The 26581-nt window shown below is 72.5% G+C and carries 23 protein-coding genes; 13 read left to right on the top strand and 10 right to left on the bottom strand.

Features of this window, described 5'->3' with window-relative positions; translation table 11 throughout:
- The first annotated feature begins 7 nt into the window (after nucleotides 1-7).
- A complete protein-coding gene (locus tag HNR67_RS19895; RefSeq protein WP_185003749.1) occupies nucleotides 8-670 on the top strand; it encodes a hypothetical protein in 663 nt (220 codons plus the stop codon).
- Between the two features lie 4 nt (nucleotides 671-674).
- On the opposite strand, the gene HNR67_RS19900 is transcribed toward HNR67_RS19895, so the two are convergent.
- Entirely contained in the window at nucleotides 675-1745 is a 1071-nt protein-coding gene (locus HNR67_RS19900) for a GDSL-type esterase/lipase family protein (protein WP_185003750.1), read from the bottom strand.
- A 189-nt stretch (nucleotides 1746-1934) separates the two neighbouring features.
- Between HNR67_RS19900 and HNR67_RS19905 the strand changes: the two genes are divergently transcribed.
- Entirely contained in the window at nucleotides 1935-2519 is a 585-nt protein-coding gene (locus tag HNR67_RS19905) for a sigma-70 family RNA polymerase sigma factor (protein WP_185003751.1), read from the top strand.
- Nucleotides 2516-3178, top strand: a complete 663-nt coding sequence (locus HNR67_RS19910; protein WP_185003752.1) for an anti-sigma factor family protein — start codon at nucleotides 2516-2518, stop codon at nucleotides 3176-3178. The genes HNR67_RS19905 and HNR67_RS19910 overlap by 4 nt, the downstream gene beginning before the upstream one ends.
- A 6-nt stretch (nucleotides 3179-3184) precedes the next feature.
- Here the strand turns inward: HNR67_RS19910 and HNR67_RS19915 are convergent, their stop codons facing one another.
- Nucleotides 3185-4198, bottom strand: coding sequence for a Gfo/Idh/MocA family protein (locus tag HNR67_RS19915; RefSeq protein WP_185003753.1), 1014 nt, complete (start codon nucleotides 4196-4198; stop codon nucleotides 3185-3187).
- A gap of 177 nt (nucleotides 4199-4375) precedes the next feature.
- Here HNR67_RS19915 and HNR67_RS19920 point away from each other — a divergent pair, with 177 nt between their 5' ends.
- Both HNR67_RS19920 and HNR67_RS19925 read left to right on the top strand, forming a co-directional pair.
- On the top strand, nucleotides 4376-6289 hold the full coding sequence (locus HNR67_RS19920) for a S8 family serine peptidase (RefSeq protein ID WP_185003754.1): 1914 nt from the start codon (nucleotides 4376-4378) through the stop codon (nucleotides 6287-6289).
- 5 nt (nucleotides 6290-6294) lie between these two features.
- A complete protein-coding gene (locus HNR67_RS19925; protein ID WP_185003755.1) occupies nucleotides 6295-7806 on the top strand; it encodes a proprotein convertase P-domain-containing protein in 1512 nt (503 codons plus the stop codon).
- A gap of 143 nt (nucleotides 7807-7949) precedes the next feature.
- Here HNR67_RS19925 and HNR67_RS19930 read toward each other — a convergent pair whose 3' ends face one another.
- From HNR67_RS19930 to HNR67_RS19940, 3 genes are all read right to left on the bottom strand, one after another.
- A complete protein-coding gene (locus tag HNR67_RS19930) occupies nucleotides 7950-10877 on the bottom strand; it encodes an ATP-binding protein (protein ID WP_185003756.1) in 2928 nt (975 codons plus the stop codon).
- 129 nt (nucleotides 10878-11006) lie between these two features.
- The gene (locus tag HNR67_RS19935) at nucleotides 11007-12764 is read right to left on the bottom strand and encodes a sensor histidine kinase (RefSeq protein ID WP_185003757.1); all 1758 of its coding nucleotides are present in this window, start codon (nucleotides 12762-12764) and stop codon (nucleotides 11007-11009) included.
- The gene (locus HNR67_RS19940; RefSeq protein ID WP_185003758.1) at nucleotides 12754-13449 is read right to left on the bottom strand and encodes a response regulator transcription factor; all 696 of its coding nucleotides are present in this window, start codon (nucleotides 13447-13449) and stop codon (nucleotides 12754-12756) included. Before HNR67_RS19940 ends, HNR67_RS19935 begins: the two co-directional genes overlap by 11 nt.
- Nucleotides 13450-13571: 122 nt before the next feature.
- Between HNR67_RS19940 and HNR67_RS19945 the strand changes: the two genes are divergently transcribed.
- On the top strand, nucleotides 13572-15158 hold the full coding sequence (locus HNR67_RS19945) for a flavin-containing monooxygenase (RefSeq protein WP_185003759.1): 1587 nt from the start codon (nucleotides 13572-13574) through the stop codon (nucleotides 15156-15158).
- 87 nt (nucleotides 15159-15245) lie between these two features.
- The gene (locus HNR67_RS19950) at nucleotides 15246-16121 is read left to right on the top strand and encodes an alpha/beta fold hydrolase (protein WP_185003760.1); all 876 of its coding nucleotides are present in this window, start codon (nucleotides 15246-15248) and stop codon (nucleotides 16119-16121) included.
- 161 nt (nucleotides 16122-16282) lie between these two features.
- Here the strand turns inward: HNR67_RS19950 and HNR67_RS19955 are convergent, their stop codons facing one another.
- Nucleotides 16283-17041: a DeoR/GlpR family DNA-binding transcription regulator gene (locus HNR67_RS19955; protein WP_185003761.1), complete on the bottom strand. Its 759-nt coding sequence runs from the start codon at nucleotides 17039-17041 to the stop codon at nucleotides 16283-16285.
- 49 nt (nucleotides 17042-17090) lie between these two features.
- On the opposite strand from HNR67_RS19955, the gene HNR67_RS19960 reads away from it, so the two are divergent.
- Nucleotides 17091-17468, top strand: coding sequence for a DUF4406 domain-containing protein (locus HNR67_RS19960; protein WP_185003762.1), 378 nt, complete (start codon nucleotides 17091-17093; stop codon nucleotides 17466-17468).
- Here HNR67_RS19960 and HNR67_RS19965 read toward each other — a convergent pair.
- From HNR67_RS19965 to HNR67_RS19975, 3 genes are all read right to left on the bottom strand, one after another.
- The gene (locus HNR67_RS19965) at nucleotides 17450-18325 is read right to left on the bottom strand and encodes a TIGR03620 family F420-dependent LLM class oxidoreductase (protein ID WP_185010876.1); all 876 of its coding nucleotides are present in this window, start codon (nucleotides 18323-18325) and stop codon (nucleotides 17450-17452) included. The two genes, HNR67_RS19960 and HNR67_RS19965, sit on opposite strands and share 19 nt — an antisense overlap.
- Nucleotides 18326-18455: 130 nt before the next feature.
- On the bottom strand, nucleotides 18456-18755 hold the full coding sequence (locus tag HNR67_RS19970) for an ArsR/SmtB family transcription factor (protein WP_185003763.1): 300 nt from the start codon (nucleotides 18753-18755) through the stop codon (nucleotides 18456-18458).
- Nucleotide 18756: 1 nt separating this feature from the next.
- Nucleotides 18757-19464 (bottom strand): FadR/GntR family transcriptional regulator, encoded by a 708-nt coding sequence (locus tag HNR67_RS19975; protein ID WP_185003764.1) that lies wholly within the window; start codon nucleotides 19462-19464, stop codon nucleotides 18757-18759.
- 104 nt (nucleotides 19465-19568) lie between these two features.
- Here HNR67_RS19975 and HNR67_RS19980 point away from each other — a divergent pair, with 104 nt between their 5' ends.
- The 5 genes from HNR67_RS19980 (at nucleotide 19569) to HNR67_RS20000 (ending at nucleotide 25977) form a co-directional block, all read left to right on the top strand.
- Complete coding sequence (locus HNR67_RS19980; RefSeq protein ID WP_185003765.1) at nucleotides 19569-20813, top strand: SLC13 family permease; 1245 nt, start codon at nucleotides 19569-19571, stop codon at nucleotides 20811-20813.
- 22 nt (nucleotides 20814-20835) lie between these two features.
- Nucleotides 20836-22287, top strand: a complete 1452-nt coding sequence (locus HNR67_RS19985) for an acyl-CoA synthetase (RefSeq protein ID WP_185003766.1) — start codon at nucleotides 20836-20838, stop codon at nucleotides 22285-22287.
- Nucleotides 22280-23638, top strand: a complete 1359-nt coding sequence (locus tag HNR67_RS19990) for a carboxyl transferase domain-containing protein (RefSeq protein ID WP_185003767.1) — start codon at nucleotides 22280-22282, stop codon at nucleotides 23636-23638. Before HNR67_RS19985 ends, HNR67_RS19990 begins: the two co-directional genes overlap by 8 nt.
- Nucleotides 23639-23740: 102 nt before the next feature.
- Entirely contained in the window at nucleotides 23741-25312 is a 1572-nt protein-coding gene (locus HNR67_RS19995) for a sensor histidine kinase (RefSeq protein WP_185003768.1), read from the top strand.
- A complete protein-coding gene (locus tag HNR67_RS20000; RefSeq protein WP_312987655.1) occupies nucleotides 25309-25977 on the top strand; it encodes a response regulator transcription factor in 669 nt (222 codons plus the stop codon). Before HNR67_RS19995 ends, HNR67_RS20000 begins: the two co-directional genes overlap by 4 nt.
- A 6-nt stretch (nucleotides 25978-25983) precedes the next feature.
- Here the strand turns inward: HNR67_RS20000 and HNR67_RS20005 are convergent, their stop codons facing one another.
- The gene (locus HNR67_RS20005) at nucleotides 25984-26574 is read right to left on the bottom strand and encodes a mycothiol-dependent nitroreductase Rv2466c family protein (protein ID WP_312987657.1); all 591 of its coding nucleotides are present in this window, start codon (nucleotides 26572-26574) and stop codon (nucleotides 25984-25986) included.
- Nucleotides 26575-26581 lie beyond the last annotated feature (7 nt).

The raw sequence follows: 26581 nt of genomic DNA on the forward strand, positions 1-26581 counted from the left end.
CCGATTCGTGCAGTGGAACCACAACCTGGCTCTCGCGCTGCTCGGCCGGGACTGGCTCGGCGGCGAACGTCTCAAAGCACTGGCCTGCGCCGAAGCCCTGCCCGCCGGCAGATTCCACGTCAAAGGCCTGGACACGCACGGCATCCCGGTCACCCGCTCCACCGCCGCCACCTGGTCCGATGACGACATCGCGGCAGGCCGCGGCGCCGCGGTGCACGCCAGGCGGCCGGAGAGCCTCGGCGTGCGGTTGTACCGGGCGGTGCAGGCGCCGGAGGCGTGCTGGCTGGCACTGGGCGTGGCGCGGATCGCGGTGATCCGGATCAGGGACACCGCCGTCCGGGCTGAACCGATCGTGAGCCCGACCGCGCAACGCCTGGTACGGCAGCGTTCGGTGGGCAAGGTGCTGCGCGGGGTCGGCCGGTTGATGCGCGATGTGGCCACCGGGTTGCAGGAGGACATCGGCCGTCCGCCGTTGCACGAACGCCCGGAGGACGCGGTGCTGGAGTTCGAGTTCGAGGCGCCGAGGGCGGAGTTGCTGCGGGTGGAACGCTGCCGTCAGCTCGCGGTCGGCCCGGCCACCCGCCAGGTGCGACTGCATTTCACCGACGACTCCTGGGCCCGCATCCGCACCGACGTCGACGGCGCGGAAGCCCTGACCCTGCCCTACTAGCGCGTTATCTGGCCGCCCGCGCCGCGGTGGCCGCACCCGCGACCGGCACCAGGTTCCTGGCCGGATCGGCCACACAGGCCGCGGCCCGGTCGGCGGTGGCCAGGAAGGCGCTCAGGCAGCGGGCGAACTGCTCGTGCCCGGCCGCGTTGGGGTGGAAGGACTCCTGGATGGCGTGCCCGGACCGCTGCTCGTCGCTGAGATCCTTCCAGCGCACGGTCAACCGGGTGAACCACTCCCCGGCGCCGCTCCCGCTGGTCGAACACGCCTCCCGGCCGGCCCCGGCCCTGGACAGGTCCAGGAACCGCGCGTTCACGGTGGCCGCCGCCGCCCGCAACCCGGCGGCCAGCTCACCGACGGCCTTGTCCTGCACCCATTCCAGGTCCCCGCTCTGGAACGGGCAGCCGCCAAGGTTGCGCAGACTGCTCACCACGGCCCGCCCCACCGGCGCCGCGTAGGACTGCACGACGAGCTGGTAGCTGGCGTCCGGGTAGCCGTTCTCCCGCATGCCGTCGCGGATCACCCGCAGCGCCGCGGCGACCTTGGGCACCATCTTGTCCACCCGCTCGCCCCAGCTCGTGGTCAGCGGCCCCGAACAGCCCTTGGCACTGGACTTGAACCAGGCCTCCGCGCACTCCTTGACCACCGAGCTGAACCCCGGCTCGTCGTTGGCGCCGATCTGCACCACGATCGCGGCGATCCGGAACTGCCGGGCGATCTCCAGCAGCTTGGGCACCTGCGGGCCCTCGTTGTGCTGCGGCTTGTCCACCAGGTTGGCCGCCTTCGCCCCGGAACAGGCCAGGTTGAAGGTCTTGGCGATATCCGGCACCGACAGCTTGTTGATCATCGCCTTGGTGGAGCGGTGGCACCAGTTGCCGTTGTCACCGTCGGTGCCCGGCTCGTAGTCGCCCGCGCCTTCCCCGGACAGCGTGCTGTCGCCCAGGGCGACCACCGCCCTGGGCGCGTCCTCCGGGGGAGCCGGGAGCCGGGGGGCCGGGCCGTCGCTGATCAGCAACAGCAGCCCGACCAGCGGGATCACCAGCGCGAGGACGACGAGTGGGGAACGCAACAGACGCATCGGGTCCAGTCTAAGGATGTGCGCACCCCCGTGGCCGGGAATTCGCGATGACGATTCTTCCGGTCCGTCGCTACGGGCCGGACCGGCGTGCCGGTTCACCGGATGTCACGAATACGTCCGTTTCGGTGGCATCGGTGAACGGCCCCGGCCCGGGACTCGTAGACACCGGCGACGGCACAAGGGGATTCAATGGACTTCACCGTTGGACGCAGCGCTGGGTATCGACGGGGCCGGACCGCCGCCGCGGGCGGGCTCGCCACCGATCTCAGCGCCGACGCCGGCCTGCGGGCGGCCTACGCCGCGCACGGCCCCGAGTTGTACCGCTTCGCACTGCGCCAGCTCCGCGACGAGGGGACGGCACAGGAGGCGGTGCAGGAGGTGTTCCTGCGGGCCTGGCGGTCCGCGGACCGGTTCGACCCGGAGGTGGCCGGGCTGCGGGTGTGGCTGTTCGCCATCGCCCGCACGGTGGTCATGGACCAGACCCGCAGACTGGCGGGCAGGCACGCCAAGCAGTCCGCCGGGCCCGGCCTGCCCACCCTGCTCACCGAGCCGGGCCTGGCCGAGTCGATGCTGGACCGCTGGCTGGTCGAGGAGGCGCTGCGCCGCCTCTCCGGCCCGCACCGCGCGGTGCTGGTCGAGACCTACCTGCGCGGACGGCCCTGCCACGAGCTGGCGGCCGAGGTCGGCGTGCCCGCGGGCGTGCTGCGCAGCCGGATCTTCTACGCCCTGAAGGCACTGCACCTGGCCATGGAGGAGATGGGCGTGGAACCGTGAACGGCGAGTCGCACCAGGTGCTGCGCGCGCAGCTCGGCGCCTATGTCCTAGGCAGACTGGACGAACCCGAATGCGTTGCCCTGCAAGCACATCTGGACTTCTGCGGGGACTGCCGGGCCGAGGTGGCCGACCTGATCCCGGTGGCCGAGGCACTGGCCGAGGTGGACCCGGACCGGGTCACCGACGAACCAGCCGTGCCACCCGGCCTCGGCGAGGCGGTGCTCGGCCGCATCCGGGCCGAACGCCGCACGGTCAACCGCCGCTCGGCCCGCCTGGGCATCGGCGTGACCCTCGCGGTGCTGGCCGGCACCGCCATCGGCTACGGCGCCGCCGACCTGCTCCGCGCCACCCAGCCCCCGATCCCGCTGGAATCGGTGGCGGTGCGGCAACTCGCCACCCGGGTGGCGGCCAGCGCGAACCTGGTGCCCCACACCTGGGGCACCGAGATCAAGCTGACCGCCCGCGGCTTCGAGCAGGGCGCCGGGTACCGGGTGGTGGTCACCGACCGGCGCGGCGCCGACCACCCGGCCGGTGAGTTCGTCGGCAACGGTCCCGGCGAGATCCGCTGCAACCTCAACAGCTCCGTGCTGCGCACCGAGGCGATCGGCTTCCGGGTGCTGGACGCGACCGGCGGCACCGTGCTGGCGGCCGATTTCTAGGCGGACTCAGGTGGCGTCGGCCACCCGCGGCGGCAGTCCGGCCGCGGTGTAGATCGCGTCGATCACCGCCATGTTGGCCACCGAGTCCGCAGGTGGGGTCAGCACCGGTCCGCCGTCGCGCACGGCCGTGGTGAAGGCATCCAGCTGGTAGGAGTAGCTGGCGCGCTTGTCGAAGCGCTCCACCCGGCGGTGGCCGCCTGCGCGCACGGTCAGCCGGTGCACGGCCTGCGGCATGATCGGGTTGAGGATGTGCAGCTCACCGCGGTCGCCGCGGACCGTGGCCGAGATCCGCAACAGCGAGTTCGACCACATCGAGCAGTGCACCCGCCCGGTGTGCCCGGCCGGGAACCGCAGGTCGGCCCGCATGGCCCGGTCCACGTCCTCGCCCCGCAGCTTCGGCTGGGCCGAGACCACCTCCGGTTCGCCCTCGGCCGCGGCCAGGCCCAGGGTGCGGGCCATGTGCACGGCGTAGCAGCCCGCGTCCATCAGCGCGCCGCCTGCCAGGTCGAAGCGGTAGCGGATGTCGGAGAACTTGGGCAGCGGGAAACACAACGCGGTCTCGATGTGCGTGATCACGCCCAGCTCACCACTGGCGACGATCTCCACCGCCCGCCGGAACAGCGGGTGGTAGCGGTAGTGGAAGGCCTCCATGACCACCAGCCCACTGCCCAGCGCGGCCCCGGCGACCCGCCGCGCCTCGGCCGCGTTGGCCGTGAACGGCTTCTCGCACAACACATGCTTGCCCGCCTTGAGCGCGGCCATGGTCCACCGCCCGTGCAGGCTGTTGGGCAACGGGATGTAGACGGCGTCCACCGCCGGATCCTCGATGAGGTCCTGGTAGCCGGTGTGCACCCGCTTGATCCCGTGCTTGCGCGCGAACCGCCCTGCCCGCTGCCCATCCCGCGCCGCGACGGCGACCACCTCCGCCGATGGCAGGTCACGGGCGGGCTTGAGCAGGGCGGACGGTGCGATGCGGGCCGCGCCGAGCACGCCGAACCGCAGTGGTGGTTTCTCGGGCACGACCCACTTGTACCCCAGTCGGGGGTGTCTGTGAACGCGCCCGGCCCACGCGGTTCGAACCGACACCACGGGTTTTCCTGAGTAGTGGGCGAATTCGCTACGTGGCGCCGCTGATTGAATGGCCGCCGCCGGGCCGGGAGCGTCCTCCTCGAATTGTTCCTGTTGAGGAGGGCTCGCATGAGACACCCCTGCGTCTTAGGGCTCAAGCTGTTCGGGGCCGCGCTGGCCGCCGCCCTGCCGGTGGCCGCACTCACGCCCGTGGCCACCGCCGAACCGGTGGCCGGGCGCGCCTACCTGGTGATCACCGCGCCGGGTGGCGCCGAGGAGATCGCCAAGGCCGTCGTGGCCAACGGCGGCCGGGTGCAGCACACGTACCCGCCGATCGGCGTGCTGGTCGCACACTCCGGCGCCACCGACTTCGCCGCGAAACTGCGTGCGGTCAGTGGTGTGCAGAAGGTCGGCCAGACCCGCGACACCGACCTGCCGGCCGAGCACAGCACGGCCAGGAAATACCTCGAACCCCAGCTGGGTTCGGCGATCACCCGCCCGGCCGAGCCGATCGAGTGGAACATGCGGCAGCTGGGCGCCGACCAGGCCTGGGCGATCAACCCGGGCAGCCGCACCGTCACCGTCGGCGTGCTGGACACCGGCGTGCAGGGCGGTCACGAGGACCTACGGGACAACTTCGATGCCGCCAACTCGGTCTCCTGTCTGTACGGCAAGCCGAACACCGCCGCCGGTGCTTGGGAGCCGGACTCCTACGCCCCAGCCGCCGGACACGGCACCTCGGTGGCCGGCATCATCGCCGCGGCCAAGAACGGCAAGGGCGTGGTGGGTGTCGCGCCTGGCGTGCGGGTGGCCTCGGTCAAGGTGATGGAACCGACCGGCTACATGTACGCCGAGAACGTGGTGTGCGGGCTGATGTGGTCGGCCGAACGCGGGTTCCGGGTGACCAACCACAGCTACTACGTCGACCCGTGGATGTTCAACCACAGCAGCGACGCCGACCAGGACGCGGTGATCGAGGCGGTCCGGCGGGCGGTGGACCACGCCAAGGCCAAGGGCACGCTGACCGTCGCGGCCGCGGGCAACAGTGGCACCAACCTCGATGTGGAGCAGGGCCTGTTCCTGCCAGGCGACCTGCCGAACGCGATCTCGGTGACCGCGGCCAACACCCGCAGGGAACTGGCCTCCTACTCCAACTTCGGGCTGGACACCGTCGAGCTGACCGCACCCGGCGGCGACGGCTACGCGATGATCAACACCACCGGGCTGAACAACGGCTACACCACCTTCCACGGCACCTCGGCCTCCTCCCCGCACGCCGCGGGCGTGGCCGCGCTGCTGGCCTCCGCGCACCCGAACGCGGGCCCGGACGAGCTGCGGAAACTGTTGCTGGCACAGGCCACCGACACCCCGTGCCCCAGCGGGGACACCCGGTGCACCGGCACCCCGGCCCGCAACTCGCACTTCGGCGAGGGCATCGCCAACGCGCTCAAGGCCGTCTCCGGCGGCGACCCCGGACCGGGCCCCGGCGAGGAGACCACCGTGCACGCCGAGGACTTCGAGCGCGCCACCGGCTGGACCGGCAACGCCGGCGGCACGGACACCGCCACCGCGGGCCGGTTCGAGGTGGGCGACCCGCAGGGCACCAGCCACGGCGGACTGGTGCTGCAACCGGACGGCACACCGAGCGGGTCGCGGGCCGTGGTCACCGGGGCCGCCGCAGGCGCCTCGGTCGGGGACAACGACCTGGACGGCGGCGCCAGCACCATCACCTCACCGCCGATCACACTGCCGGCGGCGGGCCGGATCACCTTGTCCTGCCAGTACTTCCTCGGTCACCTGGCCAACTCCGCCGGCGCCGACCACCTGCGGATCCGGGTGCTCACCGGGAACAACGACACCGTGGTCTTCGAGCAGAAGACCGGCTCCACCGACACCGCCGCGACCTGGCGGACCGCCAAGACCGACCTGTCCTCCTTGGCAGGCAAGACGATCCGGGTGGTGGTCGAGGCCGCCGACGCCGCGGGCGGCAGCCTGGTCGAAGCCGGCGTGGACGACCTGCGCATCACCCACCGGAAGGCGTGACCACCATGCGCACCCTGAAAGTCCTTTGTGGACTTACTCTCGCGGCCGCCACCCTGTCGACCGGCGTGGCCACCCCCGCCCAGGCCGACACCGGCATGGTCGAGGCCATCGCCAGGGACCTCCGGCTGACCCCGGAGCAGGCCCGCACCCGACTGACCCAGCAGGCCGAGGCCCAGCGGATCGCCGAGCGGTTGCCCGCCGAGGTGCGGCAGCACAGCGCAGGCCACTGGTTCGACGAGCACACCGGCGGCCTGACCGTCGCCGTCACCGAGGAACGCACCGCCGCCCTGGTCCGTGCGGCGGGCGCCCGGCCCAGCACGGTGCGCCGGAGCAGCGCCGAACTGCACCGGCTCAACGAGGAGGTGCGCAGGCTGGCCGAACCCGGGATCGCCGGTCTCACCGGCTGGGGCGTGGACCCGGTGGCCAACACCGTGCTGGTGCGACTCGACGCCACCAGGCGCACCGCCGCCACCCAGCCCTTCCTGGACCGGGTCACCGGACTCGGCGCGCGGATCAGCGAGACGGCCGCCTCGCCGGTCCCGCAGCAGGGTCAGCTGCGTCCGGGCGATCCGTGGTTCCCCGGCTTCGAGGGCAACTGCTCGGTCGGTTTCGCCGCCACCGACGGCAAGGGCGGCAAGCACTTCCTCACCGCGGGCCACTGCACCAACGACCACGACCAGCCCGCCTACGCCGGCTCCGGCGGTCAGTCCCGCTTCGGCACCGCCAACCCCGGCGGCAGGCACAGCGTCTTCGGCCGCGAAGGCGATATGGGCGTGGTCGCGGTGACCGAGCCGGGCTGGACGGTCTCCGGCACGGTCAACACCTGGGGCGCGGCCCCGGTCACCGTGTCCGGCTCGGCCGAGGCGCTCCTCAACCAGGCGGTCTGCCACTCAGGGGTCGCCTCGAAGTGGCAGTGCGGCAAGGTGACGGCCACCGGACAGACCGTGGTCTACCCGACGGTCACCATCGAGGGCCTCAGCCACACCACCGCCTGCTCCATCGCCGGCGACTCCGGCGGCGCCTGGCTGGCCGGCGACAAGGCGATCGGCCTGCACTCCGGCGGCCTGGCCTCCTGCAACCCGGGCGGGGCCCCGAACCAGTCCAGCTTCCAACCGGTCGACGAGGCCCTGCGCAGATGGGGCCTCACCCTGGGCGGCGGCTCCGGCGGCGGCGGGCGGGTTTTCCACAACGACAAGGACTTCGCCATCCTCGATCACCAGCAGGTGAGCAGCCCGATCGCCGTCCCGGCGACGGGTGCGGCGGCGAGTCCAGTCCGGGTGGAGGTCACCGCACGGCACACCTGCGCGGAGGACCTGGACATCGACCTGGTGGCCCCGTCCGGCCGGTCGCACCGGCTGCACTCCTATGGTGGCTGGACCTGCCATCCCTTCGGCGGCGCCAGATCCTTCACCGTGCACACCGGCGCCGAGCAGGCGGCGGGCAGCTGGACGCTGCGGATCCGGGACGGGGGGTCAGGCGACACCGGCGTGCTGGACCGCTGGTCGATCACGCTCTGACGCGCACGCGGTGATGCGCACAGTGTGACGCGCCCGGCCTGAGGGCGCCGGTCTCGCGCGCCCGGTGTGATGGTGCCGGTCTGGCGTGCCCGGTGTGATGATCGCGGCCTGATGGCCACGGTGTGACGCGCGGGGTCTGATGCTTACGGGGTGGGGCGGCGCGGCGCCCCACCCCGTTCGCCGAACACCCGGGACAGCTCCCGCCGGGAGGCGAGATCGAGCTTGCGCAACGCGTGCGCCACATGCTGTTCCACCGTCCGCACGGACAGCTCCAGCGCGGCCGCGATCTGCCGGTTGGTCCGGCCCAGCGCGGCCAGTTCCGCGGTCTCCAGCTCCCTTGGCGAGAGCCGGTCGCCGTACCCGGGCCGCCCGCGTTTGCGCCCGGTCCCGCCACCGGCCCGCGATACCTTCTCGCACTGGCGGACCCAGCGGGTCGCCCCGAGACCGGCGAAGGCCACCCCCGCCGCCCGCACTCGCGCCAGCCCGTCCGGCCCCGCGCATTCCCCGGCCAGCAACCAGGTCCTGGCCAGCCAGTACGGCCTCGGCAACGCGCCGAACAGCTCCGCCGCGACCCGGTAGCCGGCCAGTGCGCCGTCCACTTCGGACTGTCGATGGCGCAGCACCGCCGTGCCGAGCGCGAGCGCGGCGGCCGAGGCCGGGCAGTCCAGCCCGTCGATACCCCGCCCGTGCTCGGCCAACAACTCCCGGGCCTCGCCGATCCGGCCCGCCGCGCACAGCACATCCACCGCGACCGGCGTGATCTCGCTGGCCCACACCCACATCCCGGTCCGCCGCAACACCGCCAGGGCCGCCTCGATCCCGGCCACCGCCGCGGCCACCGACCCCCGGCGCAGCAGCTCCTCGGCCACCAGCGCACCCGCGGTGGCCACCACCGGCGGAGCCGCGGAACCCATCTCGCGCAACAGCCGCAACGCCCGCTCCTGCTCGCCAGCCGCCGCGGCCAGCGCACCCTCGATCAGCCTGCACTCCACCGCGATCCGGGGCAGATCCGCGTACTTGGCCGCCAGGTCCGCGGCGCGGGGGAGCAGTCCGGTCCAGTCGCCGCGCAGCCAGGCCAGCAACACCTCGGCCACCGCCAGCTGTTCCTCGGTGTAGGGCGCGCTGAACTTCCCGGCCAGCTCGCGCCCGTGCGAGAGGTAGCGGTCCGCCTGCCCGTAGTGGCCGAGCCAGGCGGCGGCGTCCACGATGTTCAGGCAGCCCCGCATGTGGTGCCTGCCAAGCACCGGATCCACCGGATCGGCCAGCAGTTCCGGCGCCAGCCGCCAGGCCTCGGGACGCCCGCAGGTGAGCAGGGTGGTCACCCGGTTCACCGCGAAGGCCAGGTGGTGCACCGGATCGGTGTGCGCCTCGGCCAGCCGCTCGGCCTCGGCCAGCCAGCCCAGATGCACGTCGAGGTGCTGGTGACCGGCATGGATGTTGGACAGCGAGGACATCACCCGCGCCGCCAGCTCAGGTCGGTCCACCCGCAGTTCCCGCGCGGCCCGCGCCAGCTCGCGATAACCCGCCGCGGGTTCCCCGGCCTGGTTGAGCAGCAGCAGGCCGAGCGCGTACCGCAGCTCGCCGCACACGGCGGGGGACAGCGCGACCCCGGTCACGACCTCCCGCAACACCGCGATGGTCACGGTCCCGTCCAACCCGTCCACCGCGACCCGCCCCAGCTTCAGCGCCAGCCGTTCCCCATCCCCGGCAGACTGCCCCGGATCCGCCAACAGGGCGCGCAACCCGCTCACAGCCGTACCAGGATCACCGACCTCGACCGCCCGATCGGCGGCCAGTTCGGCGTGCTCCCGCCACCCGGCCAGGTCCCCGCAGGATCGAAGGTGGTGGGCGATCCTGTTGTGCGGCAACGGTTCCGGACCCTCGGTCAACATCGAGGCGATCCGCCGGTGCAACACCTGCCGCTGCCCGGCCCCCAGCGTCAACCGGATCGCCTGCTCGGCCAGCTCGTGCCGGCACCGGTACCGGCCACCGGACTCGCGAAGCAGCTCCGACCGCACCGCCGCGGCCAGCACCTCCGCCCCTGCCGCCCCAGCGCCCTCCGCCGCTCCCGCCGCTTCAGCGGCCCTCGCCTGTTCCGCCGTGCCCGCCGCTCCAATGGCCCTCGCCTGCTCCGCCGCGCCTGCCGCCGCCGCCGTGCTAGCCGCCCTCGCCGTGCCAGTGACCCCCGCCATCCCCGCGATCCGGCACAACTCCGCGCCCCCGACCGGCGCCCCGAACACCGCGGCCGCGCCGATCAGTTCCCGCACCTCCGGCGCCACCCTGGCCAGCCGCTGCTCGATCGCCTCCCGGAAGTTCTCCGGCACCCGCTCCCCGGCCAGCTCCGCCCACGGCGACCCGCCGCGCTCGGCCGCGTCCCGCACCAGTTCCTCGATGGCGAAGGGCACCCCGCCGGTCCGGCGGTGCAACGCCTCCCGCGCTGACGTGGATGGACGGCCCCGGCCCAGCAGTGCGTGCGCCATGGCCGCGGTCTGCGCGCCGGTCAACGGCTCCAGTCGCACCGTGGTCCCCGGCCCCAGCGCGGCCCGTACCCCGGCGTCGATCTCGTTCGGCCGGTACGCCACCACCAGCGCCAACCGCTCCGGCAGGTGCCCGGTGAGGAACCGCAGGAACTCCACGGTCTGCTCGTCGGCCCAGTGCAGGTCGTCGAGCACCAGCACCGCGGGTGTCACCCCGGCCAGCACCTCGCGCAGTGCCCGGTACAGCCGGTGCCGGTCCATCCGCGGATCGCCCAGTGACGGCAGCGCGGGTGGCAACCGGTCCGCAAGTTCCGGTAGCAACGGTGCCAGCGCGCCCAGCAACGCGTTGCCGCCCAACGGAATCGGCGCCGACAACACCGCGTCGACCAAGGGCGCCAACGGAAACGGCTCCCGGAAGGGCTGGCAGACGGCGGCGAGCACCACCCGGCCGGGCGTGCTCAGTTCACCGAGCAGCCGGGTTTTGCCAACTCCCGCCTCGCCTTCCAGCCGCACCACCACCGGCGGCGCGGCCACGGCCCGGCGCAGCGCGGCCACCTGGGGCGCCCGTCCCACCAGTGGGACCGCGTCAGCCATGGCCGCAGGTCCGGTCAGCGGGCCAGCGCGCGCCCGTCCCGCCCACGCCGAACCGTCGCACCGGCCGGTAGCGACCGTCGAGCACCCGACCATCCCGCACCGATCAGAAGCTACCCGAAGAGGGCGCCTTCACCCTCCGGCCGGGAGTCGGAGGGTGAACACCGTTGCCACGCCGGGGGTGCTGGTCGCGGACACGGTGCCGCCGTGCGCCTCGGCCAGCTGCCGGACGATGGCCAGGCCAAGGCCGCTGCCGCCGGTGCCCCGGTTGCGGGATTTCTCCGCCCGCCAGAAGCGGTCGAAGACGTAGGGCAGGTCCTCGGCCTCGATGCCGGAGCCGGTGTCGGTCACGGTGAGCACCACCTCGCCGCCGTCGGCCTGGCCGGCCAGGGTGACCGTGCCGCCAACTGGGGTGTGCCGCACGGCGTTGGCGACCAGGTTGCCGACCAGCTGGCGCAGGCGTACCGGGTCGGCGTGCAGTTCGGGATCGCCGTCGACGGTGGTGCGCAGGGTGATGCCGGACTGGTCGGCGCGGGCGCGGTGGGCCGCGGTCACCTGGTCGAGCAGGTCGGCGAGGGCCACCGGCTCCGGGTGTAATCGGAACGCGCCCGCGTCGGCGGCGGCCAGGTCCTGGAGGTCGTCGATGATGTGTTGCAGCAGCAGCACCTCCTCCAGCTGGGAGGACAGCCAGGCCTCGTCGGGCTGGGCCACGCCGTCCTGGGCGGCCTCCAGCCCGCTGCGGATGGTGGTCAGCGGGGTGCGCAGTTCGTGCGCGATATCGCTGACCATGGCCTTGCGTTGCTCCTCAACGCGTTGCCGCCGATCGGACAGGTCGTTGAAGGCGGTGGCCAGCACGCCGATCTCGTCCCTGGTGGTCACCGGCACCCGCCGGTGGCCGTCCGCCGGCGCCGAGGCCGCCTCGGTGAGCAGCCGCAGCGGGCGGACCAGGCGTCCGCCGACCAGTGCGGTGACGCCGATGGTCAGCACCAGCACCAGGAATCCCAGACCGAGCAGGCGGCGGGTGTCCACCCGCACCGGATCGGGCAGTGCCCGCGGATCGGCCTGGCTGCCGATGAACAGCAGCGCGGCCGGGGCCACGTGCGGTTGCAATTGCTCTCGGCGGGCGTTGTCCACACAGGTCCGGGTCACCTCCGGATCGCCCTTGGCGCCGTAGAGGACCAGGTTCTCATCCAGCCGGACCCGGGGCTGGTTCTGCCGGTCCAGACAGGGCTGGGCCAGGCGGGTCAGCTCCTCCACCGCCCGCTTCTCGGTGAGGCTGACCCAGTCCGAGAGGCAGGCGCCCGGTTTCATCAGGGACTGCACCGGGTTGGCCGCCTTGGGCTCGGCCCGGCCATTGGGCCGCCGCACGATCTCGGCGGGCACGCCCAGGTTCTGCAGGCAGTCGCGCTGCTTGACCGCGAGCTGCTGGGACATCTCCCGCTCGTCCTCGCTCAGCCGGTACGGGCCGAGCGCGCGCGAGTCGATCGGGCCGTCGGCCGCGCGGGTGGACAACGCGGGATCCAGGTGCAGCGGGTCCACCACCGCCGCGGTGCGGGCGGGCAGCGGGGTGCCGGGCGCGGCGGAATCGGCCAGGATCAGCCGTTCCTGGTCGGTGATCGCGATCCGCCGCCCGGTGCGCCCGGCCAGCTCGCGGATCAGCGGCCCGGCCCCTGACCAGTCCGGGTGGCCGGCGGCGTAGCCGACCAGGCCGTCGTAGATGCTGGCGTCGTCGGCCAGCACCTGGCCCTGTTCCTGCCGGATCGCCTCGCTGGTGGTGGTCGCGGTCAGCCAGATGGTCAGCCCGACCGCGACCACCGCGATCAGCACCGAACTGGCCAGCAGCTTGACCAGCAGGCTCCGGTACGGGCGGACCCGTCCCCTACGGCGCATCGCGGCCGCCGTCGCTGAGCTTGTAACCGACCCGGTAGACCGTCAGCAGGTGCGCGGGGCGGCGTGGGTCGGCCTCGATCTTCTTGCGCAGGTTCATCACGTGCACGTCGATGATCCGCTCGGTGATGAACTTGTCGTAGCCCTTGGTGCGTTCCAGCAGCTGCTGCCGGGTGAAGACCCGGCCCGGCTGTTCGGCGAGCACGGTGAGCAGCGCGAACTCCCCGGCCGTGCACTCCACCGGGCGACCGTCCACGAACGCCTCGTGCCTGCGCGGGTCCACGGTGACCGCGCCGGCCCGCAGCACGTGGTCCTCGGCGGTTGACCTGGTGCGGCGCAACAGGGTCCGGATCCGGGCCATCAGCTCGCGCGGGCTGTACGGCTTGGTGAGGTAGTCGTCGGCGCCCAGGTCGAGGCCGAGCAGCAGATCGTCCTCGGTGGAGCGCGCGGTGAGCATCAGCACCGGCACCTGGGAGTCCCGGCGCAGCAACCGGCACACGTCCAGGCCGTCCAGCAGCGGCATCATCACGTCCAGCACCACCAGGTCCGGACCCCGGGTGCGGGCGATGTCCAGGGCGCTGGCGCCGTCGTGCACCACGGTCACCGTGTGGCCCTCCTGCTCGAGGTAGCGGCGCAGGATGTCCGCCTGCTTGACGTCGTCCTCGGCCACCAGCACAAACGCGCACACACCCTCGACCTTAGGCTGCCCCGGCCGGGCGTCAGGGCCGCCGCGGCCTGGCCTGACAGCTTCTTCACAACTCACCCGAACACCCCTGTTGATCGCCCGCGGTCTTCGGCAGCCTGGATCTCATGGGCACTGCGGAGCACGACGTCATCGTGATCGGCGCTGGGTTCGCCGGGATGTACGCACTGCACCGGCTGCGGGGGGCCGGCTTCCGGGTGCGCGTGATCGAGGCGGCCGAGGATGTCGGCGGCACCTGGTACTGGAACCGCTACCCGGGCGCGCGCTGCGACATCACCAGCGTCTTCTACTCCTACTCCTTCGACGAGGACCTGCAGCGCGAGTGGACCTGGTCGGAGCGTTTCGCCACCCAGGCGGAGATCCTGGCCTACGCCCGGCACGTGGCCGAGCGCTTCGACCTGCGCCGGGACATCACCTTCGGCACCCGGGTCACCGGCGCGGCCCGCGTGGGCGAGGACTGGGTGGTGCGCACCGACACCGGGGAGCAGTTGCGGGCCCGGCACCTGGTGGCCGCGGTGGGCAGCCTGTCCGCAGCCAGGGTGCCCGAACTGCCCGGTCTGGACAGCTTCGCCGGCCCGGTGCTGCTCACCGGCGCCTGGCCGGCCGAGCCGGTGGACCTGGCCGGGCAGCGGGTCGGGGTGATCGGCACCGGCTCCTCCGGCATCCAGGCCATCCCGGAACTGGCCAGGACCGCGGCGCACCTGACCGTGTTCCAGCGCACCGCGAACTACTCGGTGCCCGCCCACCATCGGCGGTTCACCGCGGCGGAATGGCAGGAGATCCAGGAGGGTTACCCCGCGGTGCGGGCCGAGGCGCTGACCACCTACGCCGGGGTGCCGATCGAGACCAGGCCCGCCGCGCTGGCCGACTCCGCCGCCGAGCGCGCCGCCCGGTACGAGCAGCGCTGGCAGGAGGGCGGGCTCGGGTTCTTCTTCAGCTACCAGGACCTGATCCTGGACGAGACCGCGAACGCCACCGCGGCCGAGTTCCTGCACGCCAAGATCGCCGAGCTGGTGCACGACCCGGCCACCGCCAAGGCGCTCACCCCCGACTCGCACCCGGTTGGCACCAAACGGCCCTGCGTGGACGACGGCTACTTCGAGACCTTCAACCGGGACAACGTCACCCTGGTCGACCTGCGCGAGCACCCCCTGGAACGGGTGCTGCCGCACGCGGTGCAGGCAGGCGGGCAGGAACACGACCTGGACGTGCTGGTGCTGGCCACCGGCTACGACGCGCTGACCGGCGCGCTGCTGCGGCTGGACATCACCGGCGAGGACGGGCTGCCGCTGGCCGAGCACTGGGCGGCCGGGCCCAGCACCTACCTGGGCGTGACGGTCGCCGGGTTCCCCAACCTGTACGTGCTCGCCGGGCCCGGCAGTCCCTCGGTGCTGGCCAACGTCATCCTGGCCGCCGAACAGCACGTGGAGTGGGTGAGCGACCTGCTCGTCCACCTGCGCGAGCACGGCCTGCGCCGGGCCGAGGCGGAGCCCGCGGCCGAGCGGGAGTGGAACGAGCAGGTCGCCATCGCGGCCGGGGCCACCCTGTTCCCGCTGGCCGACTCCTGGTACCTGGGGGCCAACGTGCCCGGCAAACCGCGGGTGTTCATGCCGTACGCGGGCGGATTCCAGACCTACCGGGAGCTGTGCGCGGAGATCGCCGCCGACGGTTACCGGGGGCTGCGGCTGTCCTGAGAATCCCGGCGGGATTCTCCCGCCGGTGTGTCGATCCACCGCCGTCCCGTTCGACGCAGGGGTGAGGACACACACCGGGAGGAACCCATGCGCAAGATCATCGCCGCGGTCACCGCCGCCACCCTGCTCGCCGCCGGCGCGGCCCAGCCGGTCGCCGCCGAACCCGTGGCCGGGCCGGGGCGCGGGCACTACGTCGAGGTCAACGGACTGCGGTCGTACTACGAGGTGCACGGGCACGGCCGGGGCGTGCCGCTGGTGCTGCTGCACGGCGCGTTCTCGGCCACCGGCACCTCCTTCGCCGAGGTGCTGCCCAGGCTGGCCCGTGGCCGCAAGATCATCTCGGTCGAACTCCAGGGCCACGGCCACACCGCCGACATCGACCGCCCGCTGACCCTGCCGGGCATGGCCGACGACACCGCCGCGCTGCTGCGCGCGATCGGCGTGCCCCAGGCCGACGTCTTCGGCTACAGCATGGGCGCCGGGGTCGCGCTGTCGCTGGCCCTGCGCCACCCCGGGCAGGTGCGCAAGGCGGTGCTCGCCTCGGTCGCCTACACCCTGGACGGCATGCACCCGGGCATGGTCGAGTCGATGGAGAACCTCAAGCCCGAGAACCTCATGCAGTCGCCGTACTACGCCGAGTACGTGCGTATCGCGCCACGACCGCAGGACTTCCCGCGCCTGGTGGAGAAGGTCAAGAACTACCTGCGCGCCTTCCCCCGGATCACCCCTGAGCAGCTGCGCGCGATGACCTCGCCGGTGCTGTTGATCGCCGCGGACTCCGACATCATCCGGCTCGCGCACACGGTGGAACTGTTCACGCACTTCGGCGGCGGCGTGAACGGGGATGTGACCGGGCTGCCGAAGTCCCGGCTGGCGGTGCTGCCCGCGACCAAGCACACCACGGTGACCAGTCAGCCCGCGTTGCTGTTCCCGTTGATCCCGGATTTCCTCGGCGCGCCCTGAGCCGGGCCGGGTGGTGGGGTGGAGTCGCTGGTCGGAGTATGCCGTGGCGGTCATGTCAGCCACTCTCACCCGTCTTCGCGGCGAGTACCAGAGGACTCCGAGTCCCTGGGACGGGGAGTCCCAGGGACTCGGAGTCCCCCCTATGCACGTTATTGCACGTTTCAGTCCGCGTGCAGGACCTCGACGCCGAGTTCGGTCAGCCGCACCACCGTCGGGTCGGTGGCCGGGGAGTCGGTGACGATCCCGGCCACCCTGGCCAGCGGCAGCACCGAGAACGGCGAGGCCGCGCCGATCTTCTCCGAGCTGGCCAGCACGTAGGTGTCCGCGGCCTGCCCGGCCAGGGTCCGCTTCATCGCGGCCTCGTCGGCGTCGCCGGTGGTCAGCCCGGCCTCCGGGTGCACCCCGGTGACCCCCAGCAGGAACAGGTCCGCGCGCACGCCCAGCGCCGCCTCGACCGCGGCCGCGCCGCAGGTGACCAGGGAGTGCTTGAACAGCCGCCCGCCGAGCAGGACCACCTCGACGTGCGGGTGCGCCACGAAGGCCACGGCCACGGTCGGGCTGTGCGTGACCACGGTGGCGGCCAGCTCCAGTGGCAGCCGCCGGGCCACCGCGAGCGCCGTGGTGCCGCCGTCCAGGAGCACCGTGCTGTGCGGCCGGATCAGCGCCGCGGCCCGCGCCGCCACCAGCTGTTTGCCGGAGACCTGCACGTTCTGCCTGGTCGCGTAGTCGCCGACGGCCGGGCTGACCGGCAGCGCGCCGCCGTAGACCCGCTGGCACAGCCCGTCCGCGGCCAGCTCGCGCAGGTCCCGGCGGATGGTGTCCTCGGAGGTGCCCAGCTCGGCCGCGAGGTCCTTGGCCACGATCCGGCCGGTGCTCCGCAACCGTTCCAGCAGCAGCTCACGACGTTGCGCGCTCAGCATGCACACTTCTCCTTGTTTTTGCCGACTTGTGCACGTTACCGTGGTTGTCATGAGTACACCACTGCTGATCCTGATCGCCGGTCCCTACCGCTCCGGCACCGGCGACGACCCGGCCAAGCTGGCCGCCAACCTGCGGAACCTGGAGGAGGCGGCCTGGCCGATCTTCCGCAGCGGGCACCTGCCGATGATCGGCGAGTGGGTCGCGCTGCCGGTGCTGCGTGGCGCGGGCGGCACCGGCCCGGCCGATCCGGTGGCCGAGGGGATCATGTACCCCACCGCCGACCGCCTGCTGCACCACTGCGACGCCGTGCTGCGGCTGCCCGGCGAGTCCAAGGGCGCCGACCAGGACGTGGCCATCGCGCAGCAGCGCGGCCTGCCCGTCTACCACCGGGTCGAGGACATCCCCGGCTACCGCGCCACCGGCTGAGGCAGCAGCGCCGAGGCCAGTTCACGCCACTGCGGCAGCGCCGATTCGCCCGGTCGCACGCCGATGACCTGCACACCCACATGATCGGCCCCGGCGTCGAGGTGCTGGTGCAGCTTGCCGGCGATGGTGTCCAGATCGCCCCAGACCACCAGATCGTCGACCAGGCGGTCGCTGCCCCGGCCGCCGTCCAGGTCGGCCTCGGTGTAACCCAGGCGGAGGAACTTGGCCACGTTGTACTTGCTGGTCAGGTACACGTGCAGGTGCTCGCGGGCGATCTCGCGGGCGCGGGCCGGATCCCGCTCGAACAGCACCGCCTGCTCGACGCCGAGGAACGGCTCCGCGCCCAGCACCTCCCGCGCCTGCGCGGTGTGCCGCACCGACACGTGATAGGTGTGCGCACCGGCGGAGTGCTCGCGGGCCAGCGCCAGCATCTTCGGCCCGTAGGCGGCCAGGATCCGGCGCGTCGGGGCCTGGGGGAGTGGGTTCGCGCTGGTCACCGCGTCCATCTCGGCGAGGTAATCACGCATGGCCGCCAGCGGCTGCTGACCCGGTCGTTCGCCGCCGAAGCCGAGACCGAGCAGGTGCCGGTCCGGGTAGGCGTCGGCCAGCAGCAGGGCCGCGCCGCGGGTCCAGCGGGGTTCGCGGGAGAAGATCCGCGCGATGCCGTTGACCACGGTGATCCGCTCGGTGACCGAGAGCAGGAAACCGGCGTGCGTGAGCGCCTCCCGGCCGTCCCGCTCCGGGATCCAGAACGCGGGCCAGCCCAGGGCCTCCAGTTCCTGGATCGAGTCCCGCATCCGGCCGGCCGGCTGGTCCTCGAAGTCGAACGTCCAGACGCCGAAGCGGCCCAGGTCCATGCCCTCGATATCGCTCACTGTTCGTCTCCTGCCCGGCGACCGGGGTCGCCCTCTCTGATCGACGAATCGAAGTATCGCAGATTTTCGATATGAAAGTCAGCGGGTTCGGCGAATCAGGAGGGGATCGGGGCTAGAGGGTGTGGCCGAGCACGTCGATGAGCTGGGAAATACGCTGCTCATCGCGCTGGTAGTGGGTCCACTTGCCGACCCGGGTCGAGCGCACCAGCCCCGCGCGTTCCAGCGAGGCCAGGTAGGCCGACACCGTCGACTGGGCCAGGCCGATCTTGGCCTGGATGTGGCTCACGCACACCCCGACCTCGTTGATCTCCGGGAAGTGCCGTTCCGGCTCGCGCAGCCACTGCAGCAACTGCAGCCGCACCGGGTTGGCCAGCGCCTTGAACACCTCGACCAGCTGCGCCGAGTCGGTCATCTCAGTCCTCGCCGTCCGGTTCCCAGCGCAGCAGCCGGACCCGGCTGACCGTGCGCACGTGCCGCCGCATCGCCGCGATCGCCCTGGCCCCGTCCTGGGCCCGGATGGCCTCCGCGATCCGCCAGTGCTGCTCCAGGGACTTCTGCGGCCTGCCCTGCTGGCGCAGTGATTCGGTCCGGCTCTCCGCGATCTGGTCGGCGATCATGCGCATGAACTCGGCCAGCAGCGAACTCCGGGCCGCCGCGGTGACCGCCGCGTGGAACCGCCGATCACCCTCCATGCCGTTCTCACCGGCGTCGATCTCCCGCTGCATCAGCGCGAGGGCCGACTCGATCTCGGCCAGATCGTCCTCGGTACGGCGTTCGGCGGCCAGCTCGGCGAGCTTGGTCTCCAGCGCCTCGCGGGCCTCCAGGACATCCGGCAACCGGCGGCGGCGGTCGACCAGCGCGGCCACCGGTTCGGCGTCCAGGGTGTCGTGCAACAGATAGGTGCCGCCGCCGTGCCGGACGTCGACCAGGCCCTGCACCTCGAGCACCACGATCGCCTGTTTCACCGAGGCGCGGCTGACGCCGAGCCGCTCGGCCAGTTCCCTTTCGGGCGGAATCCGGTCGCCCGCGCGCAGGCCCGCGCTGCTCACGTAATCGCGCAGACTGGCCACCACCTGCTCATACAGGCGTGGGCGGTTGATCGGACGCAGGGTGTCGGACACCGGCACTTCCCCCTCGGCGGACGGTGCCCGCAACGGTAGCAGTTGACCGCCTCAGTGGCCTGATGGTTCAGTGGCTCAGCCAATCTAGTGTCGGGGGAGCCACTATGTCCGCAGAGATCATCTCGATCCTCGCGCTGGCCGCCATCTTCGTGGTGGCCTCGGTGTGGTCGGTCAACATGGGGGTGCTGGCCTTCGCGGCCGCGTTCCTGGTCGGCACCTTCGCCGGGGGCCTGTCCACCGAGGAGATCATGGCCGGGTTCCCCGGCGGGATCTTCGTGGTGCTGGTCGGCGTCACCTATCTGTTCGCCATCGCCCGCGCCAACGGCACCACGGACTGGCTGGTCGCGGCCGCGGTCCGGCTGGCGAGGGGCAGGCTCGCGGTCATCCCGTGGGTGATGTTCGTGGTCTCCGCGCTGCTCACCGCGATCGGCGCGGTCAGCCCGGCCGCGGTGGCCATCGTCGCGCCCATCGCACTCGGCTTCGCCACCAAGTACAAGATCAACCCGCTGCTGATCGGCATCATGGTCGTGCACGGCGCGCAGGCGGGCGGGTTCTCCCCGATCAGCGTCTACGGCGCCATCGTCAACGGCCTGGTCGACAAGAACGGCCTGCCCGGCAGCCCGATCGCGGTGTTCCTGGCCAGCCTGATCGCCAACCTGATCATCGCGGTGATCGCCTTCATCGTGCTCGGCGGCCTCAAACTCGCCCGCAGCGCCGGCACCGGCCTGGACAGCGAGCAGGAGCCGATCCGGCTCAACCGGGACCGGGTGCTCACCCTGGCCGGCCTGGTCGTGCTGGTCGGGCTCACCCTCGCCTTCAACCTCGACGTCGGCCTGGTCGCCATCACCATCGCGGTGGTGCTCGGCCTGCTCTCCCCGCAGATCCACAAGAGCGCGATCGGGCAGATCACCTGGCCGACCGTGCTGCTCATCTGCGGTGTGCTCACCTACGTCGGCGTGCTGCAGAAGATCGGCACCATCACCTACATCGCCGGCGCGGTCAAGGACGTCGGCGCGCCGCTGCTGGCCGCGCTGCTGCTCTGCTACATCGGCGCCGTGGTCTCCGCCTTCGCCTCCTCGGTCGGCCTGCTCGGCGCCACCATCCCGCTGGCCGTCCCGTTCCTGGCCGAGGGCACGGTCGGCCCGGTCGGCATGATCGCCGCGCTCGCCGTCTCGGCCACCGTGGTCGACGTCAGCCCGTTCTCGACCAACGGCGCGATCGTGCTGGCCAACTCGGCCGAGGAAGAGCGCGAGCGCCTGTTCCGCCGGCTGATGGCCTATGGCGGCATCATCGTGGTGGCGGCCCCGCCGCTGCTGTGGCTCACCCTGGTCGTGCCCACCCTGCACTGAACCACCGACGAAAGAGGTGCCCGTGTCCACACCGCTGTTCCCCGCCCTGGTCGAGCCCACCGACCGGGAGGCGGTGCGGTTCGGCGACCTCGCGCTGAGCTACCGGCAGCTGGCCGCCGCCGCGGGCGCGCTGGCCAGGACCGCGGCCCCGGCCAGCAGGGTCGCGGTGTGGGCCACCAACTCCATGCACACCTGCCTGGCGGTCACCGGGGCCCTGCTCGCCGGGGTCCCGGTGATCCCGATCAACCCCAAGTCGGGGGAGCGGGAACTCGGCCACATCCTCGGCGACAGCCGCCCTGACCTGGTCTTCGCCGCCGCTGACGACGTCCTGCCGCCCGCCATGGCCGCCCTGCCCAGGATCGAGGTCGACCCGGTCGCGCTGGCCGCCGAACCCCTCGGCGACCTCCCGGCCGAACCAGGGCCGGAAGCCCCCGCGCTGATCGTCTACACCTCCGGCACCACCGGACCGCCCAAGGGCGTGGTGCTGCCGCGGCGCGCACTGGCCGGCAACCTGGACGCGATCGCCGATGCCTGGGCCTGGACCAGCGCGGACACCCTGGTGCACGGCCTGCCGCTGTTCCACGTGCACGGGCTGATCCTGGGCATCCTCGGCCCGCTGCGGCTGGGCGGGTCCGTGCGCCACCTCGGCCGGTTCAGCACCGAGGCCGCCGCCCGCGAACTGGCGGGTGAGGCCACCATGATGTTCGGCGTGCCCACCATGTACCACCGGCTGGCCGCCGACGTGGAGGCCGACCCGGAGCTGGCCGCGGCCATCGCCAAGGCCCGGCTGCTGGTCTCCGGCTCGGCCGCGCTGCCGGTCAGCGACCACCAGCGGATCACCGCGGCCACCGGGATCCAGGTGGCCGAGCGTTACGGCATGACAGAAACACTGATGAACTGCGCTGTCCGGGCGGACGGCGAACGCAGGCCCGGTACCGTCGGGGCGCCGGTGAACGGGGTCGAGGTGCGCTTGGTGGACGAGCAGGGCACGGTCGTGACGACCAGCGACGACGACACCGTCGGCGAGGTCGAGGTGCGCGGTCCGAACCTGTTCCTGGAGTACCTCAACCGGCCCGACGCCACCGCCGCGGCCTTCCGGGACGGCTGGTTCCGCACCGGTGACGTGGCCACTCGCGCCGCCGACGGCTACATCCGGCTGGTCGGGCGCAAGGCCACCGACCTGATCAAGAGCGGTGGCTACAAGATCGGCGCCGGGGAGATCGAGAACGTGCTGCTGGAGCACCCGGACGTGGCCGAGGTGGCGATCACCGGCGAACCCGACCCCGATCTCGGCGAACGCATCGTCGCCTGGATCGTGCCGGTGCCCGGCCGCGACCCCCAGCCGGAAGAATTGGTGAACCTCGTGGCGACCCAGCTCGCTCCGCACAAGCGCCCGCGCCGCGTACAGTTCCTCGACCGGTTGCCGCGCAATGAGATGGGAAAGATCATGAAGAGGTCGCTTGCCGGTGACTGATGGGGGCGCGCGGACCGCCATCGCCGCGGTCACCAGTGAGTTCGCCGAGTTCTCCTTCGCCGACACCGGACCGGAGGCCGACTACGGCGACGGGCCGCTCACCTGGAGCGGCTACACCGAGCAGCGGGCCCGCGCGCGCACCCGGTCCGGCGAGTCCGAATCGGTGGTCTGCGGACAGGGACAGATCGGCAACCAGCCGGTGGTGCTGGTCGCCTTCGACTTCCGCTACATCGGCGGCTCACTCGGTCAGCGTGCCGGCACCCGGATCTGCCGGGCCTTCGAGATCGCCCGGCGACTGCGCTGGCCGGTGGTCTCGCTGATCTCCACCGGCGGCAGCCGGATGCAGGAGGGCATGCGCTCGCTGCTCCAGCTCCAGCGGATCGCCCGGCAGCTCCAGCTCACCCGGTGGGAGGGGCTGGCGCACATCGCGGTGCTGCGCGAGCCCACCACCGGCGGCGTGTGGGCCTCCCTGGGCGCCGGCGCGGACATCGTGCTCGCGGTGCGGGATGCCACCGTCGCCTTCGGCGGCCACCGGGTCCAGCCACCCGGTGGCGCGGACGGGCCGGAGTTCCGCAGCGAGGGCAAGTTCGCCGCAGGCGCGGTCGACGCGGTGGTGGACCAGGCCACCCTGCCGCACACCCTGCGGCACGTGGTCGAACTGCTCGCCCCCACCGGCGCCGCCCCGGTGCAACCGGCCACCGTGCCGCGCGCGCTCGGCCGCCAGGACTGGCCAGCCGACGGCTGGTCCGCGGTCCAGCGCGCCCGCGCCGTGGAACGTCCGCGCGCCGATGCCTACCTGGACGACTACTTCGACCACGTCTTCGAGATCAGCGGCGACCGGGCGGGCGGCGCCGATCCCGGCATGCGCTGCGGGTTCGGCCGCCGCGACGGCGCCACCGTGGCCTACGTCGCGCAGACCGGCACCGCCAACACCCCGGCGGGCTTCCGCACCGCCGCCCGGCTGATCCGGCTGGCCGACCAGCTCCGCCTGCCGGTGCTCACCCTGGTCGACACACCCGGCGCGGCCAACGACGCCGCCGCCGAACACGCGGGCGTCGGCAGTGCGCTGGCCGAGCTGTTCGGCGCGGTGGCCGCGGTGGACGTGCCGATCACCACCCTGGTCATCGGCGAGGGCGGCTCCGGCGGCGCGCTCGCGCTGGCCTCGGCCGACCGGCTGTGGATCACGCCGGACGCGTACTTCTCGGTGATCGCGCCGGAGCTGGGGGCCGCGATCCTCAAACGCGGGCCCGCCGAGGTCGAGCACACCGCGAACCAGCTGCGCCTGCGGCCGCAGGACCTGCTCGAGCTGGGGATCGTGCACGGCATCGCGGGCGAGGAGCCCATCGACTGACCGTGTGCGCCGATCGGCCAGGTCAGGATGGCCGGTTGGCACTCGCCGCCGCCGGACCAGGCACGATGTACTACGCCAATCGGACCAAGAGGCGGAGAACACGTGACCTGGCTGGACCGGCTCCGCGCGGAGCCCAGACTGATCCGCGACACCGTGCGGGCGGCCTCCCCGGCCCGGCTCGCCGCCGAGGTGCTGCTGGCACTGGCCGTGCTCGGCCTGGCGCTGCTGCCCGTCACCCTGCTGCCGATGCCGATGCCCACCACGATCATCGGGGCCGTGCTGGCACTGCTGCTGACCGTGGGCAGGCTGCGCTGGCCGGCCGCCGCGCTGATCGGCACCGTCGGGCTGTACCTGGTGGGCTCGATATCCGCACTGCCGGTCATCGCGGTGATCAGCTTCCACGCCGGCCGCCGGGTACAGCCCCGGCGGCGGTTGTGGGGCGCGCTCGCGGTGGCCCTGCTGGCCGGATTCCTGCTCGGCGGCCCCAGCTTCTCCTTCCGCGCGGACGAGGTCGCCGGGTACGCGCTGGTCACCGCAGGGCTGGTGGTGCTGCCCGTGTTCGCCGGTCTGCTGGTGGGACGGCGGCGGCCGCTGTCCAGGGTGCTGCACGACCGCAACGAGTACCTCGAACAGGTCCGGCTGCTCACCGCGGCGGAGGCCCGCACCGCCGAACGTGCGCACATCGCCGCCGAGATGCACGACCTGCTCGGGCACCGGCTCAGCCTGATCTCCATGCATGCCGGCGCGCTGGAGCTGGCCACCGCCAAACAGGCCCCGCAGCTCAGTGAGCACGCGCACTTGCTGCGCACCACCGCCGGCACCGCCATGGCCGAACTGCGCGATGTGCTGGGCATCCTGCGGGTCGGCCCGGCCGAGGAACTCGACCAGGACAGTGGCACCCAGGCCGATCTGGCCCGGCTGGTGACCGAATCGCGGCGGGTCGGGGTGGACGTCGAACTGGACTGGCACGGCCCTGACCTGGCCGAGGTGGACGTGCGGGTGCGCCGGGCGGTGCACCGGGTGGTGCGCGAGGGGCTGACCAACGTGCACAAGCACGCCCCCGCCGCGATCACCAGGGTGCGGGTGCGCGTCGAGGACGAGCGGGTGCTGGTGCTGGTGGAGAACGGTCCGGTCGCCGCGGGCGGGGTGCTGGGCACCCGGCGCGGGCTGGCCGGGCTGGAGGAGCGGGTCGCGCTGGCCGGTGGACGGTTCGGCAGCGGGTCCACTGTGGACGGTGGGTTCCTGGTGCGGGCCGAGCTGCCGATGCTGCCGCCGGCCGGTCCCGCGCCGGAACGCCCGGCGCCGATCCAGCCGCCGGGCCCACTGGCGGGCGAGGTGCTCACCGCCACCAGGGTGCTCGGCTCCGGCTGCCTGGCCCTGTTCGGCGCGTTGCCGATCCTGCTGATCGCGGTGGTGGTCGTGGTGCTGGGCTTCTTCGCGGGCGGTGACCAGATCAAGGCCGCCGACTACCCCGGAATCGACCTGGGCACCAGCCGGGAGGCGGTGCTCGGGCGGTTCGGCGAGGGCAACGATCTCAGCCTGTTCGACCCGGTGGACGCGCCGGAGGGCGGCGAGTGTTTCCACTATCGTGCGATGGACGATCCCGCGGTGCGCCAGTACAGACTGTGTTTCCGGAACGGGGTGCTGGTCGCCAAGGAGGAGCTGCGCCGGTGAGCGAGCAGGAGATCCGGGTGCTGATCGCCGACGACGAACGGCTGATGCGGGCCGGGGTGCGGATGATCGTGGACAGCGCCGAGGACATCAGCGTGGTCGCCGAGGCGGACAGCGGGCCGGCCGCGGTGGAGGTCTGTGTGCGGCAACGCATCGACGTGGCGCTGCTGGACATCCGGATGCCCGGCGGGGACGGACTGGCCGCCGCCGAGGAGATCGCCCGGCTGGCCCCGGACACCAGGGTGGTCATGCTCACCACCTTCGGCGAGCAACGCTATGTGGCACAGGCGATGCGGGCCGGGGCGACCGGGTTCGTGCTCAAGGACACCGGGCCCACGGAGTTGATCCGCGCGGTGCGGCTGGCCGCGGCCGGTGAGTCGGTGCTGGGGCCGCGGATCACCAGGGACCTGATCGAAACGCATCTGCTGGGCCCGAATCGGGCGCCGGATGCCGCACCCAGGGTGGCCCGGCTCACCGACGCCGAACGCGAGGTGCTCAAGCTGGTCGGCGAGGGCCTGTCCAACGCCGAGATCGCGCAGCGGCTGCACATCGGGGTGGGCACGGCCAAGGCGCACCTGAGCCGCATCCTGACCAAAATGGACTGTGCGAACCGGGTGCAGGCCGCGATCGTGGCGCACGAGGCCGGATTGCTCGGCCCCGCCCAGTGATCCGGCTCAGGTGAAGTCCGCGGGCTGGTGCGCGATCCCCTTCAACTCGTGGAAACCGGGCGTGCCCGCGACCAGTAGCGTGCCGTCCCAGAGTCGCCCGGCCGCCTCCCCGCGCGGTGCCCTGGACAGCACCGGACCGAAGAACGCGGTGCCCTGGGCGGTGATGATCGGGGTGCCGACATGCTTGCCCACCAACGAGATCCCGCGTTCGTGCGAGGCACGCAGGGCCGCGTCGTAGTCCTCGCCGTCGGCGGCCTCGGCGAGCGCGGCGGGCAGCCCGGCCTCGGTGAGCGCCTCCGCCCAGCCCCACTCACCGCGTTCGTGCACCCGCGCGCCGTAGGCGGTGAAGAACCGGCGCAGCGCGTCCTGGCCGTGGTGCTGCTCGACCGCGACGCAGATCCGCACCGGCCACCACAGGAAGCCCTCGGTGTCGCCCTCCGGGTCGACCTCCAGGTGCTCGTTGAGCACGGCCAGGCTCATCACGTGGTACCGCAACGAGATCGGCCGGACCTTCTCCACCTCGGTCAGCCAGCGTGCGGTGACCCAGGTGTACGGGCAGCTGGGGTCGAACCAGAAGTCGACGTCGATTTCCTCCACCCGGTCC

It is taken from the genome of Crossiella cryophila (assembly GCF_014204915.1).
GTDB classification, from domain to species: Bacteria; Actinomycetota; Actinomycetes; order Mycobacteriales; family Pseudonocardiaceae; genus Crossiella; species Crossiella cryophila.